The 16,722-nt window shown below is 58.1% G+C and carries 10 protein-coding genes; 7 read left to right on the forward strand and 3 right to left on the reverse strand.

Annotated elements, in window-relative coordinates; translation table 11 throughout:
• The first annotated feature begins 10 nt into the window (after positions 1 to 10).
• The 7 genes from AC3B5A_RS00705 (at position 11) to AC3B5A_RS00735 (ending at position 9,492) form a co-directional block, all read left to right on the forward strand.
• Complete coding sequence (locus AC3B5A_RS00705) at positions 11 to 724, forward strand: YesL family protein (protein ID WP_489798037.1); 714 nt, start codon at positions 11 to 13, stop codon at positions 722 to 724.
• 257 nt (positions 725 to 981) lie between these two features.
• Positions 982 to 2,604 carry an extracellular solute-binding protein gene (locus tag AC3B5A_RS00710; protein WP_489798038.1) on the forward strand — a complete coding sequence of 541 codons (1,623 nt, stop codon included), beginning with the start codon at positions 982 to 984 and terminating at the stop codon, positions 2,602 to 2,604.
• A gap of 151 nt (positions 2,605 to 2,755) precedes the next feature.
• A complete protein-coding gene (locus tag AC3B5A_RS00715) occupies positions 2,756 to 3,691 on the forward strand; it encodes an ABC transporter permease (RefSeq protein ID WP_489798040.1) in 936 nt (311 codons plus the stop codon).
• A gap of 9 nt (positions 3,692 to 3,700) precedes the next feature.
• Complete coding sequence (locus AC3B5A_RS00720; protein ID WP_489798042.1) at positions 3,701 to 4,693, forward strand: carbohydrate ABC transporter permease; 993 nt, start codon at positions 3,701 to 3,703, stop codon at positions 4,691 to 4,693.
• 33 nt (positions 4,694 to 4,726) lie between these two features.
• Positions 4,727 to 5,776: a LacI family DNA-binding transcriptional regulator gene (locus tag AC3B5A_RS00725; RefSeq protein ID WP_489798044.1), complete on the forward strand. Its 1,050-nt coding sequence runs from the start codon at positions 4,727 to 4,729 to the stop codon at positions 5,774 to 5,776.
• Between the two features lie 113 nt (positions 5,777 to 5,889).
• A complete protein-coding gene (locus tag AC3B5A_RS00730; RefSeq protein ID WP_489798045.1) occupies positions 5,890 to 7,785 on the forward strand; it encodes a glycoside hydrolase family protein in 1,896 nt (631 codons plus the stop codon).
• 30 nt (positions 7,786 to 7,815) lie between these two features.
• A complete protein-coding gene (locus AC3B5A_RS00735; protein WP_489798047.1) occupies positions 7,816 to 9,492 on the forward strand; it encodes a glycoside hydrolase family 32 protein in 1,677 nt (558 codons plus the stop codon).
• A gap of 434 nt (positions 9,493 to 9,926) precedes the next feature.
• On the opposite strand, the gene AC3B5A_RS00740 is transcribed toward AC3B5A_RS00735, so the two are convergent.
• The 3 genes from AC3B5A_RS00740 to AC3B5A_RS00750 all read right to left on the reverse strand — a co-directional run bounded on the left by AC3B5A_RS00740 (position 9,927) and on the right by AC3B5A_RS00750 (position 16,578).
• Positions 9,927 to 13,067 (reverse strand): mucin-binding protein, encoded by a 3,141-nt coding sequence (locus tag AC3B5A_RS00740; RefSeq protein WP_489798049.1) that lies wholly within the window; start codon positions 13,065 to 13,067, stop codon positions 9,927 to 9,929.
• Positions 13,027 to 13,263: a hypothetical protein gene (locus AC3B5A_RS00745; RefSeq protein ID WP_489798051.1), complete on the reverse strand. Its 237-nt coding sequence runs from the start codon at positions 13,261 to 13,263 to the stop codon at positions 13,027 to 13,029. Before AC3B5A_RS00745 ends, AC3B5A_RS00740 begins: the two co-directional genes overlap by 41 nt.
• Before the next feature lie 234 nt (positions 13,264 to 13,497).
• Complete coding sequence (locus AC3B5A_RS00750) at positions 13,498 to 16,578, reverse strand: cation-translocating P-type ATPase (protein ID WP_489798052.1); 3,081 nt, start codon at positions 16,576 to 16,578, stop codon at positions 13,498 to 13,500.
• Positions 16,579 to 16,722 lie beyond the last annotated feature (144 nt).

Genomic DNA, 16,722 nt, shown 5'->3' on the forward strand with positions numbered 1-16,722 from the left:
AGGGGGCGGTATGCAGCGGTTCGCGGTTGGGTATGAGTTCATCGCACGTATCATCATGATGGTTACAGTGGTGCACGTGGCCTTCGTGGCCTACACATTGTTGGGGTTGGGCGTGCTTGGAGTGTTTCCCTCCATTGCTGCGGCATGCACGGTGTATCGTACTTGGATTCTTGACGTGGACGACCGATCGTGGACGATTAAACAGACATGGACCGTCTTCCACCGTGCATGGAAATCCGAATTTGTGTCCGCAAACTTGTTTGGTTGGCCTCAATTCCTGGTATGGGCGTTGCTGATATGGGATTACTGGCTGACCATGCGCAACGACATGGGAACCGCTGGACTGGCCGTTTCTGGCGTATTGCTGGTGCTGAACGTGTTCTATGGCCTGTTCGTGTTTCTCAGCTGGCCGGTACGTTCGAACTTCGAAGAGCGGCCGATGTGGATCATTAAATACTCACTTTCGATGGTGATTGCGAGACCGTTGAACAGCGTCATGCTGGTGTTGCTGCTGTTCATTGTGGTATGGGCGTACTGGCAGTGGCCGGGACTGATGGCGGCGTTCGGTGTGGCCGTGCCGCTGTTTGCCGACATGATGGCCGTCTATTCCTGGGGGCGTTTGCCGGGTATGGATGTACATGTACTTGAGCCGCGTGAGGAGAAGCGGAAACGTGCCGAGCGGCGTGCTCAAGCGCGCAAGGATCGGGTGAGTCGCCGGCGTTGAATGCTGCATGAGTTGCGGTGAAGCTCGGCTCAAGCGCAGTTGGCAATACTGCGGTAACGTATGTTGTTAACGTGTCGGTTATGGATACTGGCAGAAGAATCTAACTGCAATGGCTAGGATTCTGCATTATAAGTTAACAAGTTAATGAGCAAAGTTGACATCAACCGGTTAACTTGTTATTTCTTATTTCATCATCAACCGTTCGTCAGCGAGGCTGCTCGGTGGCGGCTGGTGATATTACGAAAAGGAGAGTGTAAATGACACAAGGAAGTGCATGGAAGAAATTCGCGGCAGCCGGTGCCTTGGTAGCCATGCTGATGCCGCTTGCGGCATGCGGTTCGGATTCCAGCGACAATGCCACTGACAAAGACGGCAAGCCGATCGTAAAGCTTATGATCACCCGCTATTCCACCGACACGCCCATGACGAAGATGAAGTGGGTCAAGGATGTTGAAGCCGCATGCGACTGCCACATTCAGTGGGACGATCTTGCGGATTCTTCGTGGAGCCAGCAGAAGAGCGCCAAGCTCGCCTCCGGAGACATCGCGGACGCATCAATCTTTGCATTCGATCCGGGAGACGCCACAAAGTATGACTATTTCGACGATCTCAACGCCAACATGGACAAGATGCCCAACGTCAAGAAGTTCTTCACCCAGAACGAGACCGCTGAAAAGATGGTGAAAGACAAGGACGGCCACGTCTATGTGCTGCCGACCGATCGTGGCGAGAGCTACCGGGTCTCCACCAACCACTTCCTCATCAACAAGAAGTGGCTCGACAAGCTCGGTCTGCAAATGCCCAAGACCTGGGACGAACTGACACAGGTGCTCACCGCGTTCAAGAACGACGATCCGAACGGCAACGGCAAGGCCGATGAGATTCCGTTCAACATGCGCAAGCTCGATACCGATGGATTCAAGCTGTGGAACCCGTTCGTGTTCCTCAACTCCACCGGCATCACGACCAGCTTTGCTGGCACCTCACCCTCGCTGCAGGGCTACTATGTCAAGAACGGCAAGGTCGATAGCTTCCTGACCACGCCGGAATACAAGTCGGTCATCAACTATCTCCACTCGCTCATGGAACAGGGCCTGGTTCCCAAGGACGCCATGACCCGTGATGACGCAGCCACCACAGCGGCCACCACCGGTGACGGCAAGACGGCCAAGTCCGGTTTGATTGTGGGCTGGTCGAAGACCGACTTCGAGAAGCTCAAGGATGAATACGTGCCCATGCCGGTGCCTAAGGACACCGCCAGCAGGCCCGACTCCGAGGTGACCTGGGACTACTCGCAGGATCTGACCGAACTGAGCAACCATGGCATCGCCGTCAACAAGAACGCGAAGAACAAGGATGCCATCTACAAGGTCATCAATGCTCTGTACAGCCCCAAGATTTCCGTGGCCCAGTACTACGGCGACATTCCCGACTATGTCGAGCAGAAGAGCGACAACGAATTCCGCATGAAGGACGGCTGCTATGACGGCAAGCTGCAGTGCGCGGCCGTGGCCGACCGGTTCGCCGGTTGGATCCCCGACAGTGTAAAGGTCGAGAATGACCAGACCGCTGACGCGTTGCACGAGGCAGATGTGCCGTACCAGCAGAACTTCGCCAACGTCGATCCGGTCAAGGATGTCATGCCCGCTTACGTGCGTATCGATACCGAAGAGGATCAGACCACTCTGGGCAACAACAACACCGCCATTCTGAGCTATGCTCTGGAGCAGACCGCCAAGTGGATTCAGAAGGGCGGCGTGGACCAGGAATGGGATGCGTACGTCAAGAAGCTTGAAGATCCGAGTCTGGGACTCAAGAAGAATATCGATATCTGGCAAAAGTACTACGACCAGTACACCAAGGCCGAAGCCGGAAAGTAAGTCTTCGGTCCGACGAGTGGCCCCACCTCGAACGGTGAAGTGGGGCCACTCTTGCCGGTGCAGCTCTTACTGTGCCGGAGGGCGGCGCACCATCGCAGGTGGGCTGTTCCATGAATATGTCATATACGCGCGAACAGTGAAGGAGTTGTGCATGAGAGGGGAAAAGAGTGTACCCCACGAGAATCAGCCACACGGGTGGAGTGGCATCGTTTGGTCGCTAAAACGGTACTGGCAGCTGTGGCTGTTGGCAATCCCGGCGGTATTCTTCGTGGCATTGTTCGCGTATGTGCCGATGTGGGGCATTCAACTGGCGTTCCGCAAATTCGAGCCGAGCAAAGGCATAACCGGCGGTGACTGGGTTGGTTTGGATTACTTCAAACAGTTCTTTGCCTCGCCGATGTTCGTCAACATCATGAAGAATACGGTGACCATCAGCCTGTGGACGCTGCTCATGGGGTTCATTGCCCCGATCATCCTGGCGTTGCTCATCAATCAGATCGGCAGCAGCAGAGTCAAGGGCTTCGTGCAAACCATCACCTACATGCCCCACTTCATCTCCACAGTGGTCATTGTGGCCATGATCAACATCTTCCTGACGCCGGGCACCGGTCTGCTCGGCAAATTCCTCGGTGAGACCAGCTTGCTCGGCGAACCGCAATGGTTCAGCACCATCTATTGGGTTTCGGAGGTCTGGCAGCACGTCGGGTGGAACTGCATCATCTACCTTGCGGCCCTTTCCTCAGTGGATACCTCGCTCTATGAAGCGGCGAAGATCGATGGCGCAGGCAGACTCCAGCTCATCCGGTATGTGGACATACCGACCATTATGCCTACCGTAGGCGTACTGCTCATCATGAATATGGGTTCCGTGCTTTCCGTTGGCTTCGAGAAGGTATACCTCATGCAGAATGCGTTGAACGCCTCGGCCTCCGAGGTCATCTCCACGTACACCTACAAAATCGGTATTCTGGGTAGCCAGTTCTCCTATTCCACGGCCATCGGCCTGTTTAACACCATCGTCAACTTCTTCTTCCTCATCATCGCGAATTATGTGTCGAAGAAGGTTTCGAACACGAGCATCTTCTAAGGAGGCATCATGGCAGATACACAGATGCAAGCCGACAGCCACGAAGCCGTGGCCCAAGCGCACGACGCCACTGCTCTGGCTGTCAAGGTCAACGGCGGAGACGTTCCGTTCAACACAAAGATGAAGCAGCGCAAAAGCGTCTCCGACTGGATCATCGACATCATCATCTGGGTGATCATCGCACTGGTGGTCATCGCTGTGCTCTACCCGCTCTGGTTCGTGGTCATCGCTTCGGTATCGGATCCCAAGATGGTAGCCAGCGGTCAACTGAGTCTCCTGCCCAAAGGGCTGACGTTCAAAGGGTATGAGACCATCTTCAAGGATTCGCGCATCTGGAACGGGTATGCGAACACCATCCTGTACTCGGTGGTGGGCACACTGCTGAACATGGTGGTCACCATTCCCGTGGCCTTTGCTTTCTCCCGGCCGGAGTTCAGGGCTCGTCGCGTGCTCATGTTCCTGTTCACCTTCACCATGTTCTTCGGCGGAGGCCTCATTCCCAGCTACCTGCTCTACAAGCAGCTCGGCATCCTCAACAGCGCATGGGTGTTCATCTTGCCCGGCGCGGTGAGCGTGTACAACGTCATCATCGCACGCTCGTTCTTCGACTCCTCGATCCCGGAGGAGCTCTACGACGCGGCGCAACTCGACGGCATGAGCTACATCGGCTACTTCCTGCGCATCGTCATCCCGCTCAGCTCGGCCATCATCGCCGTCATTGCGCTGTACTACTTTGTGGGGCATTGGAACGACTACTTCACAGGTCTGGTCTATATCACCGACATGAAGAAGTGGCCGTTGCAGAATGTGCTCCAGCAGATTCTGCTGGCCAACCAGACGCAGACCAACGTGGCGTCCCTTGGGGCGCAGCAGGCGCAGGAAGCCGCCGAACAGATCAAGTACGGCATCATCATCGTCTCGACGCTGCCGCTGCTGGTGGTCTACCCGTTCCTGCAGAAGTACTTCAACAAGGGTGTCATGATCGGTGCCGTCAAGGGCTGATATCATACTGTCTTCGAATACAAGGGGGTAATCGTGGTCACGTTGCAGGAAATCGGCGACAGCCTTGGTATTTCCAAAGCTACCGTGTCGCTCGTCTTGAGCGGCAAGGATCGGGGTCGTGTCAACGCCCAGACCGCCGACAAAGTGCGCCAGGCAGCCCGTTCCATGGGGTATGAGCTGCGTGGCGCCGGAGCCGGGGTGCGAGGGAGGAAGACCCGCGTGCTCGGATTCATCAGCGACCACATCGCCACCACTCCGTACGCGGGCAGGCTTATCCTCGGAGCTCAGGAGGCGGCTCGGCAGCAGGGATACATCCTCGTCGCCGTCAACACGGACGGCGACGACCGGCTGCGCGCCTCGGAGATACAGGCGCTCAAGGAATACGGCGTGGATGGCTTCCTGTACGCCAGCGTGTATAACCAGGTCATCCACTTGCCGCAAAGCCTGCGCAACGAGCGTGTGGTGGTGGTCGATGCCACGGACGCCAGCGGTCAGGTAGCCTCCATCATTCCCGACGAACGTTTCATCGGCCGCATCGCCACCCGTCGCCTCATCGAGGCAGGGTGCAAGCGCATCGCCTTCATCGGCTCGTTCGGGCCCATGCAGGCGCAGCGCGGCCGGCTCGCCGGGTATTGCGGTGAATTGACCAGGCACCGCCGAGCGGTGGATGATGCGCTCATCGTCAATGTGGAGATGGGTGAGGACGGCATGGAGAAGGTCGACAAGCTCTTTGAAGATCGTCACCCTGACGGGTTTTTCTGCTTCAACGACGCTCGGGCATGGTACGTGTACGGTGCCGCGATGCGCCGTGGTCTTACCGTAGGCGAGGATATATCCGTAGTAGGCGTCGACAACCACCAAGTGGTTGCTGAAATGATGGCACCATCCCTGACCACCATCGAGCTGCCGCATTACGAGATGGGGTATTGGGCCGCGCTCAAGCTCATCTCCCTGCTCGAGCGCCGGCGGCTGGACGATGTCAAGCTACGCCCCACCACGGCCCCCATACCATCGTTCGACAGGATTCACGCGCAGGTCGAATGCGCTCTGATAGAAAAGGAATCGGTCGTAGGTCATTCATGAGTGTACGCGCCACCGGTTCGTCGGAAGGCACGCATATCCATGTTCAACATTTTCGTCCTGTCACCGTGTGGCAGGTAGCCGTACACGGCACATATCACCAAAGGAGTTCCATAGTGTCACTCAGCTCACAGGCAGAACACATTGCATTCGACGCCCGATTCCATACCCAAGTGGAGGTTTTTCTCGAACGCGAGGGGAACGGTGAAGCGTCTGTCACTCTTTGCGAGGATGGCTCGATTGAGCGCAAAGAGGCAATGAAACCACAGAACTACCGCCAACATCTGGTGCTGCCCCTCGAGCAAGGTCATCAGTACCGGCTTGCCGTGCATGGGGGACGGGTGAGTCTGGCATATTGCTCCGGTGGAGAAGACCTGCTGGAACGGGGTATTCGCTACATTGTGCCTGACATAGATGAGACAGCGCGGTTCTCCGGGCATTTCAAGCCAGCCGCTCATTGGATGAACGATCCGAACGGACTGTGTCGCTTCCAAGGCCGTTACCATCTGTTCTATCAATACAACCCCTACGGTTGGGATTGGGACAACATGCATTGGGGGCATGCCGTCAGCCGTGACCTCGTGCATTGGGTGGACTTGCCGATTGTGCTGTTCCCGCAGCCCAGCCTTCACGAAGACATCACGCTGACCGGTGGCGCGTTCTCCGGATCGGCCATCACAGTGGACGAGAGCGGCAAACCCTGCTTAGACGGCGACAATGCAGCCGCCATCAGGTTCTACTTGACTCGGCATATGGCGCGTAAGGGAGATGACAGCTCGGTCGAGCAGGTGCAGACCACCGCCATCAGCTACGACGGCATCACCATCGAAAGCGAGCACACGGTCATCACCCGTCCTAACGAGTCCTTCGGCCTTGATTTCCGAGACCCGAAGATCGACATGGGGGTAGCTGACCCGACCTACAACGGTGCCGATGGCGACGCACTGCCGTTGATCGTGCTGGCCACGAATCTTCCGGACGACGGCGACGGAGCGCGGCCCGGGAATCCGGGTGCCGTCAACCCGGACGATGCGCCGCAGGACGGGGAGAAGCTGGGCTGGTATACACGCGATTCGTCGCTGGGACGGGAACGTGCCGTGCTCACGCAGATCCCCGACGCCAGGCGCGTGCCCTCCATCGTCGCGTTTCAGGCCGACGGCACTGACTTGGGTCAGGCGCATTGGCGGTGCCTAGGGCCGGTTGTCAAAGACTTCCGGCATGCCGTCGCCAACACGTACGAGTGCCCCGACATCTTTGCGTTGGACGGCTCGATATGTGTGGCCGGTGCCCTGATGCAATACCGTGACGATCATGGCCGCTTCCAGCCGGTACGCTGGTATGTCGGCGATATCGCCGATGCGAGCAAGCCACGGCTCGACGTTCGCTCCAGCGGTTGGTGTGATTTCGGCTCCGGCTACTATGCCGTCCAGTCCTTCCGCGACCGCGGCGGCCGCCGCATCGCCATGGGCTGGCTAGCCGACTGGTTCGGCGCGCGCAAGGCCAGTGCCATGGGCGTCAACGGTGCCATGTCGCTGCCCCGCGAACTGCATATCCGAGACGGTGTGCTCACCGGCTATCCGGTGCGAGAAGTGTTCGATCATCTGGTCGGTTCCGCCGAATTCGAACGTCGTCTGAGCGAACCTGGGCAGTGGGAGGACGGCATCGGAAACGCTCCGTGCTACATCGATGTCACGCTCGAGGATGACAGCGACTTCAGCATCGTGCTGGCACAAAGCGGCAACGGCTCCTCGGCTCGAGTGGAACGCGTCGGCGGCGTGGTGCGTCTGGCCACTGAGGGAATGTCCGCGGACAAAGCCGATCTGGCCTCGAGCGAACGTGGTGTGCGCCGTGTGGAGGTGTTCCGCGACGGCGACATCGTGGAGGTGTTCCTTGACGGTGGTCGCAGCGCGGGAACCCTGATCATGGACGCTCACGCGGTGTGCACGTCCTCGGGAATCCAGGCTTCGATGGGGGCGGGCACCGTGCGTGTGCACCCGTTCGCCGGAAGATGACGCGTGGGCGAGCTAAGGAGCGATGCAGGTATGGCCGGAAAACCGAGAGTCCACAAAGCCGTGGTGGCGCTATCGACGGTGATTGCCTTGGCTGTCGCCGTGGCGCTGGTGTGGGTGTCCGGGCTGGTGCCCGGCTTTGCTCGAGGCAAGACCGGTGCGGGACAAGATGGGGATGCAGTGGAGAACAGTTTGGCCAGCAGCCAGTTCAGGCAGAAGTATCACTTCTATAACCCGGCCGGTTTCATGAACGATGTGCAGACCATATGGAAGGGGCGCGACGGCCGCTACCATTTCATGTACCTGCAGAATTCCCAGTTCAAGCATGATGGTGACGGCACGGAATGGGCGCACGTCACCACCGATGATTTCGTGCACTACCGCCACGAGGGCATCGCCATCGCCAAACACGTCGGGGGGTGGGATGATATGGCCACCGGTTCGATTGTGCGCAATGAGGGCAAGTTCTTTGCCGATCTTGACGAACATGCTCTGGTGGCGTACTTCACGAGTTACATGCCTGCCGGCCAGCAGCAGTTCGTCGCCTATTCCACCGATGAGGGCAAGACGTTTAAGCCGTACGCCAAGGAGCCGGTGCTCAAGGCCCCCGATGCCAGCGCCAACTTCCGAGACCCATATGTCACCATCGATCCGGAAGCGCACAGGCTGACGATGTACTTGGCGGCCGGTGACCGGGTGAGCACCTATACCAGTGATGACGGCCTGAGCTTCGACCATGCCGGAGACACCATGATCGACGCCGATACGCTGGAAGACGGCACGGATTTGGGGCTGATCGAATGCCCGAACGTGAAAACACTGACGGACCCGGACACGGGGGAGCGCAAAACGGTGCTGTTCTTTGGAGCCAACGGTTACAACCATTCTCAACCGACCGGCACGTATTATATGGTCGGACATCTTGACCAAGATGCGGTGTTCGTCCCCGAGCAGCAGCCCAAACGCATGGACGACGGTTCGGACTACTATGGCGCCAACTTCATGCAGCAGGACGACCGGACGGTGACATCGCTGGCGTGGATGGGCAACTGGGATTACACCAACAAGAGTCTGGAAGACGATCACGGCACCGCCTACAATCTCGGTTCGCTGAGCCTGGCTCATCAGCTGCGATTGGCAGGGCATGCCGGGGACTACTCGCTTTCCGGCAGTTTCATCGAGCCCAAAGCGCTCTATGGGAAAGCCGAGACAGGCAAGGCGCGGCTCGGCCAAGCGCAGGGGCAAGGAGACAGTCAGGGCAACGGGCAGGGCAAAGATGGCAAATCGTTTACCAAGGAATGTTCCTCTTACCAACGCATGCGCTTTGAACTGACTCCTGAATCCGGTGGAACGGGGGTGAACGGGCATACGAGTGTGACGCTCAAACAGCAGGATTCGAGTGTCACCATTGATTATGACGCCGATACTGGGCAATATACGGTGGCCCGTACCACGACACGGTTCACCGATGCCCAAGGTGCCAACCACTACAGTAAGAAGTATGCATCGGTGCCCAGTGGTGTGCCCGCCGGCGGCAAGGCGGTGTTGAACATATTGGAGGATCAGAGCAGTGTGGAACTGTGGTTCGAGGGCGGCGGCCGTACCTACACGCTTGCCAAGTTCTCGACGGATACCAGGACTCAGGTCACGGTGTCGGCGACCCGCCCCACTTCGTTGCGCTATAGCTTTCAAGATGTAGGTTCCATCTGACGATATATCCATGTATATCAATGGCTCATTGATCCGCAGCATCTGAAATGTACCCACTTTCCGTCAGCCGCACTGTGAGCGGGTACATTTCGGACACTGAACAGTGTGTTTTTGACCGAAGTGTACCCATTTTCTTGGAGCTGGTGGGAACGTGGGTACAATTCGGTCGTGTTGTGACTTATTGTTGGCCGAAATGTACGCACCCGCGGCGTGCGATGGCGATTGTGGGCACGTTTCGGTCATGAAATGGTGTCGTATTGACCGTATCGTACGCATTTTATGTGAGTAGTGGCCGAGATGGGTACAGTTCGCTCATAAATGAGTGTTATGCGCAAGAAGAAACGGATAGATTGCGTAAACGCGAGAAATGCCTGCTTTCAGCTGGGAAAGCAGGCATTTACCGTTGTGTTTTTAGCGTGGTGCTTGGTAGGTGCTTATTTGATGCGATTCTGCCTCTTTTTGAGCAGGTGGCTGATGGTGATGAGTACTCCAGCCAGGAGTATCCCGCCTGCGATCAGTCCCAACGCGGTGAGCGTGGTACCGGTGAACGGTAGGGCCTTGACTGCCCGGTGGTAGATGACGGTTACCTCCTGGGTGCGTGACGCTGTGGTCGGGTCGCCAGGCACGGTGGGGGTTCCCGGAGTGAATCTGGGATCGTCATGGGTGATGATGTCGATGGAATCCACGGTGCGTGGGCTGGTGGTGTAGTCGGTCATTGTGGTATCCACGGCAGGCATGGACACCTGGCCCGCTGTAGTGACTAGAGCGGGGTCGGTTTTGGTCTTGTCGAGAACCCAGTTGTATTTCAACGTGGGTTGTCCGGCATAGCCGGGGTAGTCGTTGGTGAACTGATCCTGGCTCCAGTACACGGTCTGGATGGTATCGGGTTTGGCTTGGCTGCCGTCTGCGTACTGGTGGTGGACGGTGCGTGTGGTGGTTTTGTCGGCGTAGTGGATTTGCCGGTTGTTTTTCATGTACACATATTCGACCTGGTCCGTGTTGTCGTCAGTGTCGTAGGTGGTGTCCAATGTGAAGCTGATGGTCAGTTTCGGTCCGACCGGTTGGCCTTGCTTGATGCCGTCGGTGGTGGCAAACACCCAGTCGGAGCTGCCGACGCTCATGGTGCGGTCTAGGGTTCCGGTGGCAGGGCTGTTGGACGGGCCGGTGAAGGTCTGGCTGTAGGCGGCTACTTCTCCCATGCATCCGTTGAAGTTGGGGTCGGTTTTGTCTTTGATGCAGGCGCCGTCCAGTACGGTGGGCGTGTGGTCGTTATCGAATTTGAGGAAGACAACCTTCAACTTCTGCGGGTTGCCGGTGTAGGTGACGGTGACAATGGTGCTGCGGCTGCCGCTGCCGTCCGGATTGGCGGTGGGGAAGTTGGTCGCTGCGTTGGAGGGGCTTCCGGTGGCGGCGTTGTTGCCGTCATGGTCGAACCCGGCAATGGCCGGCACGTTCTTGGTGTCAGGAGTGTAGCCGGCGATTGCGGGCGTGGCAATCGCGGGAAAATCGTCCTTCAGTGTGGTGGTGTCGCCGTTTTTGGACCAGTTGCGGTATGATTTCTTGTTGCCGTGATCAACGTTTACGATGACTTTGCGCTGCCATGTGGTGGATTGTGTTTGGTCGGTACTGGCTTCGCGCCCGTCGCTGTACCGGTATTTGACGGTGCGGCTGGTGGTTTTGGTGTCGATGGTGTAGGGGTTGGCCTGCAGGTACAGGTAGGCTTCTACTCCGCCGGCGGGGGTGTGAACCAGATTGAGGTGGTAATGCCAGGCGCCGGTGCCGTCGCTGATGGGTTTGTTGTTGCTATCTTTGATGTCCTGCACCCCGTCGAGCTGGTCGCTCCAGCCTGCAGCGTGGTCGTCGCCGTTGTATTTTACGGTCTGGCTGATGGTATCGCCGGCGGCTTCGTCGGTGAGATGGGTGAATGATTGGCTGCCGGTTTCAGTGCCGTCATTGGGCTGCCATGTGGTGCCGCTGGCAGGCTTCGCATCGCATGGCTTGCCTGACTGCTCGTCTCCGGGGTTGGTGTAGCAGGGCACACGCACGGTATGCACGGTGATGGTTTGTGGATCGGGAGTGTAGGTGACCGTGACGGTGTCGGTGTAGGTATGGTCGGCGTGTTCGTAGGCGCTCAGGTCCGGTGCGCCGGGTGCTGCACTTTGGCTGGCGGTATAGCCGGGAATGGCGGGGGCTGTTATCTGCATGCCGGTGCTGGTAGGGTCGACGGCCCATCCGGCGTCGTCGCTGATCGCGCCGGTGGTCGGGGTCTGCTTGAACGTCCTAGTCTGCTTGTCGGTCAGGGTCTGGTCGGGTTTGGCTGTGGTGCCGTTAGCATACTGGAATTTGACGATGCGGTTATGGATGTGGGTGACGATGCGCGTGGGGATGTCCGCATACCAGACGTAGTAGTTGGTAGCGCCTCCGTTGGCATCATAGGTGACGTTGATGCTGAACGTGCCATTCGCGTTGGAGGTGATGCCCGGTGACGTGTTGGTCACGTATCCGCCGGCTGGCAGGGTCCATCGCAATTGTCCTGCGAGTTGGGTTCCTGCATTGCCTTGGTATGCTTCCAACATGGCGGTATTTTCGATGGCATTGGCGGCGTTGCTGGTGTCGCGGTTGTTGTAGTTCATCCAATGCACGTAGACGGTGGATATCTTTGGTGCTGGCGGCGGGGTCGGTGCCGGTGCCGGCGTCACATCGGGTAGCGTCAAGGTGCCACCGGCACCCACGCCGAACGGGTAGTAACCGTGGCATGGTGCGGTTGGGCTATTCATGTCGACGTTCCTGTCCGGAGCGATGGTGAGCTTGGCACTGTTGTTGCCGTTGAACGTAACGCGCTGGGTAAGTGACCGGTTGCTGATGGCTGCTCCATGGTAGAACTCCAGAGCTGCTTGGTCATCCGAGGCCTGACCGTTACCGGAAACGATACCGCTGGCACGGGTACTGGCGAGAATCTGCGCGTCGGTGAGCGATAAATCCGACGGTTTGATGCTCACCGCGACGTATTGTGAGCCGACGTAAGAGGTGCTGATGCAGGCGGCACTGTAGGACAGGTTGTTTGCACACTGTATTGTTTGTTGTGCAGTGGTAGCGCCCGAGTTCGCTACCGGCAGTGCGATTGTTTTACCGTATTTCAAACTTCCAGAGAGGCTGGAATTACCGGAATATACCATTTTGGGCGCCGAGTTGCCTGTGCCTGTGTATGCAACCGGGTAGACGCCCATGTCCACAGTGATGGATGGATTGCTGATGCCCTGTTTGCTGCCGATATGGTACAGGCGAATCACGTTGTGCGGAGCCGGTTCGCCTACGGTCTGTGTGCGACCGCTGGATTGTTGCAAAGTGGTGAGAGTCTGCGTAGCAGTGCCGTAGCCGGTGCCGCCTTTATCGCCGAATAGCTCATGTTGCAGGATGTCGCTTACGGAGAATGCTGGATTACTGCGGCTGTTGAGCACGAAGTTATCATAGTCGATGCTGTTCAGAATGCCGATCGAGGAGCTGATTCCTTGCGGAGCTATGGTACCTGCCGAATCAGCGCCTAGTGTGCCCGCTGTTGCGGGGGGGGGGAGCAATATTCGATGTTTGCTGAGTCTCCGTGCTGGAATCTGAGCCAACGCCGGTGTCGTTTCCTGCGGCAAACGCAGTGGCCGCAGTGCCAGTGAACACAGCCACGGCCGCCACGAGCACGGCTATGGGACGAGTGCGGTGATACTGCTTGGCTGTGCCGTTGCTCTGTAGCTTGTGTCGCGACTGCGTGAAGAGGGACATATGATGCACCTGTGTTTCTCGATACGGCACCGCGGGGCGCCGTCGCAGCCCCGCAGCATGTTCTGGTTGTAGGCGTAGCTTCCGTGAACAGCAAAGCATACTGTATAATAGACTACAATTATGTGTGGATTTTATGCACGTACTGTGGATACGTAAGGCGCGGCACCGATTCGCGGGACTTATATTCGTATATATCAGTATCTGCCGCTGTCTAGCCGACAACGCGTACTGTTTCTAAGCCGTCAGTCGCGGTTCCTTGATGCGCAGCACCAATTTGCGTGCTTCCGAAGCCACAGCGACGAACAGTGAAAGTCCCAGGCACTCCAGCCAGTCGAGTGCGCTCAGCGGTGTGGTGCCGAACGCTGTGTTGAGCGCAGGCGTGTAGATCACCGCCACCTGCAGCAGGGTGGAGATGCCGATGGCGGCCCACAGCCAGTGATTCGAGAACAGGCCTGTGAACATGCTTTGTTTGTGAGAGCGCGAGGCAAGCGCATTGACCATCTGTGCAAAGACGAGGATGGTGAAGCCCATGGTACGTGCTTCGGTCATCTGGAATTCATGACTGCCGCCAAGAGAACGATCGGTGAACAGGCCGCCGGGCAGGTGCAGATCCATACCGATAAGGGTGACGGCTGCCATGACAATGCCAGTGAAGATGATGTCCCCCCACATCGTCTTGTCGATGACGCTGCTGCCGTTCTTGCGAGGAGGCTGATCCATAAGATTCTCGCTCGACGGATCCACACCCATCGCCAGCGCCGGAGCTGCGTCGGTGAGCAGGTTGATCCAGAGTAGTTGTGTGGCCAGCAAGGGCACCGTCACACCTGTGGAACCGGGTTGGGTGATACCGAGGAACCCGGAGAGCACCACGCCGCCGAATACGGTGAACACCTCGCCCATATTGGAACTGAGCAGGTAGCGCAGGAACTTCTTGATGTTCTCGAAAATACCGCGTCCCTCACGCACAGCGGCCACGATAGTGGAGAAGTTGTCGTCCGCCAGAATCATCTTGGCGGCTTCCTTCGTCACTTCGGTGCCGGTAACTCCCATTGCCACGCCGATGTCCGCCGCTTTGACCGCAGGGGCGTCGTTCACGCCGTCTCCGGTCATGGCCACGATGTTGCCTTGGCGTTGCAGAGAGCGCACTATCGTGAGTTTGTGTTCGGGGGCAACGCGTGCGTAAACGCTTACTGAAGCCGTGGCCGCGTCGATGGCCTCCTCGTCATCGCCCAAACGCTCGAGGTCGTCTCCGGTCATGGTCACCTTGCCGGCAGACTGAGCTGTAACGCTTTCGCCTTCGCTGCTGTGAGCCTCACCGTTATCGGCTGCATCGTTATCGGTGGGTTTGCGCTCGCCGTCCGCTTCGATGATGCCGAGGTCGGCGGCGATGCGCTCTGCGGTGAGCGGATGGTCGCCGGTGATCATCACCGTGCGGATGCCTGCCGCATGCGCTTCGGCTACGCTTGGAGCCACCTGCGTGCGCGGAGGGTCGATGATGCCCACCATACCGGCCCAAATGAGATGCTTCTCGATCGCCTCACCTTGCTCGCTGATATCAGATGCATCGCCCTGCTCGTTCGTGGCAATGCCATCAACGTCGCTGATGTTGGCGACTTCCAGTGGACGGTAGGCCTGGCCGAGTGTGCGGTAGGCCTGAGAGGAGAGACGCTCTACCTGACTCAACACAGTTCTGCGGTCTTTGCTGGTGAGGGGCCTTACCGTAGTACCTTCAAGGATGCGGTCACAATACTCCAAAAGCACATCGGGCGCACCTTTGGCGAAGACGGATAGGAGCCCGTTATCGGCCATGTTGCGTGCGATGACGGACATGCGTTTGCGTTCGGAGGTAAACGGTATCTCCGCCACACGTTCAAAATCGCCATACAGCTTGTCTGTGCCGGTTTTGCGAGCTGCCACAATGACGGACACCTCGGTGGGATCGCCCACTGCCTGCCCTTCGCTCAGATCGCCGTCATTGGCCAAGAGACCGGCTCCCAAGGTCGCCGTTGCCTCATGCATCACATGTTCAGGTATGGTTTTCGGACTGGAGGAGGCAGAAACATCGGATTCCGCCTGGTCAGATTGCAATGGCAGCGCTTCGACTAGACTCATTTCGCCGACTGCGGTATACCCGGTGCCGCTCAGCTGCACCTCACCGCTGGTGGTGACCACTCGTTCCACAGTCATCTCGTTACGCGTTAACGTGCCGGTTTTATCCGAGCAGATCACCGATGCCGAACCGAGCGTCTCGACGCTGGATAGTTTCTTGACGATGGCTTTGTGCTGAGCCATGCGCTGCACGCCGAGCGCCAATACCACGGTAAGGATGGCAGTCAGTCCCTCGGGCACAGCCGCAACGGCAAGCGAGACCGCAAGCAGTAGTGAATCGATGACATCGTGCACGTTATGGAATCCTTCCATAAACGCCAGTGCCGCAATGACCAGCACGGCGATAATGCACACCGCCACTCCCAAAATCTTCGAGACTTTCGCCATCTCCTTCTGCAGAGGAGTGGATTCTTCGTCCGCGTTCGCCAACAGGCTCGCGATGTTGCCTACCTGCGTATCCATGCCTGTGCGGGTTACCACGGCCCGGCCTGTGCCTTGGGTCACTGCTGTGCCGTTGAATACCATATTGGTACGGTCGCCGAGAGCTGCGGCACTGTTGAGCGTTGCCGCATTTTTGCTCACCGGTACCGACTCGCCGGTCAGGCTCGCCTCGGCCACACGCAGCGACGCGCAGGAGAGCAGTCTGGCGTCGGCGCTTACGGCATCGCCTTCGGCAAGTGCAAGAATATCTCCCGGTACCAGTTGCGCAGTGTCAACGGTGGTGAGTGCGCCGTCTCGAAGCACTTGGGCCTGTGGTGCGGTCATGCTGGACAGCGCCGCCACTTCACGCTCGGCTTTGGCCTCCTGCAAGTAGCCGAGCACGGCATTGACGATGAGAATCAGCACGATGACGATAGCGTCGAACGGCAGCTTTTCGCCGCCTTGTGCGCCTGGCTGTGCATTTGCGCGTTCGATGAACCATGCCACCACGGAGATGGCTGTTGCAGCCAGCAGCAGGTAGACCAGAGGGTCTCGGAACTGTTGAAGGAATTTTTTCCACTGAGGCACCGGGGGAGCGGATTGCAACGTGTTGGGGCCGAATCGTTGCAGTCGGCGCTCGGCTTCGTCAGAGCTCAGACCGGTCTTGGCATCGACTCCGAGTTCCTGCGTGATGCGTGTTGCGTCAGCGAGGGACGGATCTGTTTTCCAGTCTGTTTCTAAGCGTTCGGAGGAGATTGGCAGTTGATGATTCGTTGAATCACTCATGATGTTCCCATCGATGCGCCGCGGAGTAGTCAGTTCTTGCGTCAGGCTGAAACACAAGCGCCCGAACCGCTCGAACTGCGCGGTTATGGTGCCGGCGGTGCCGGCTGGTAATGCTCAATCATAAAGTGTGGCATGGATGGGAGC

The organism is Bifidobacterium sp. ESL1133, from assembly GCF_058107325.1.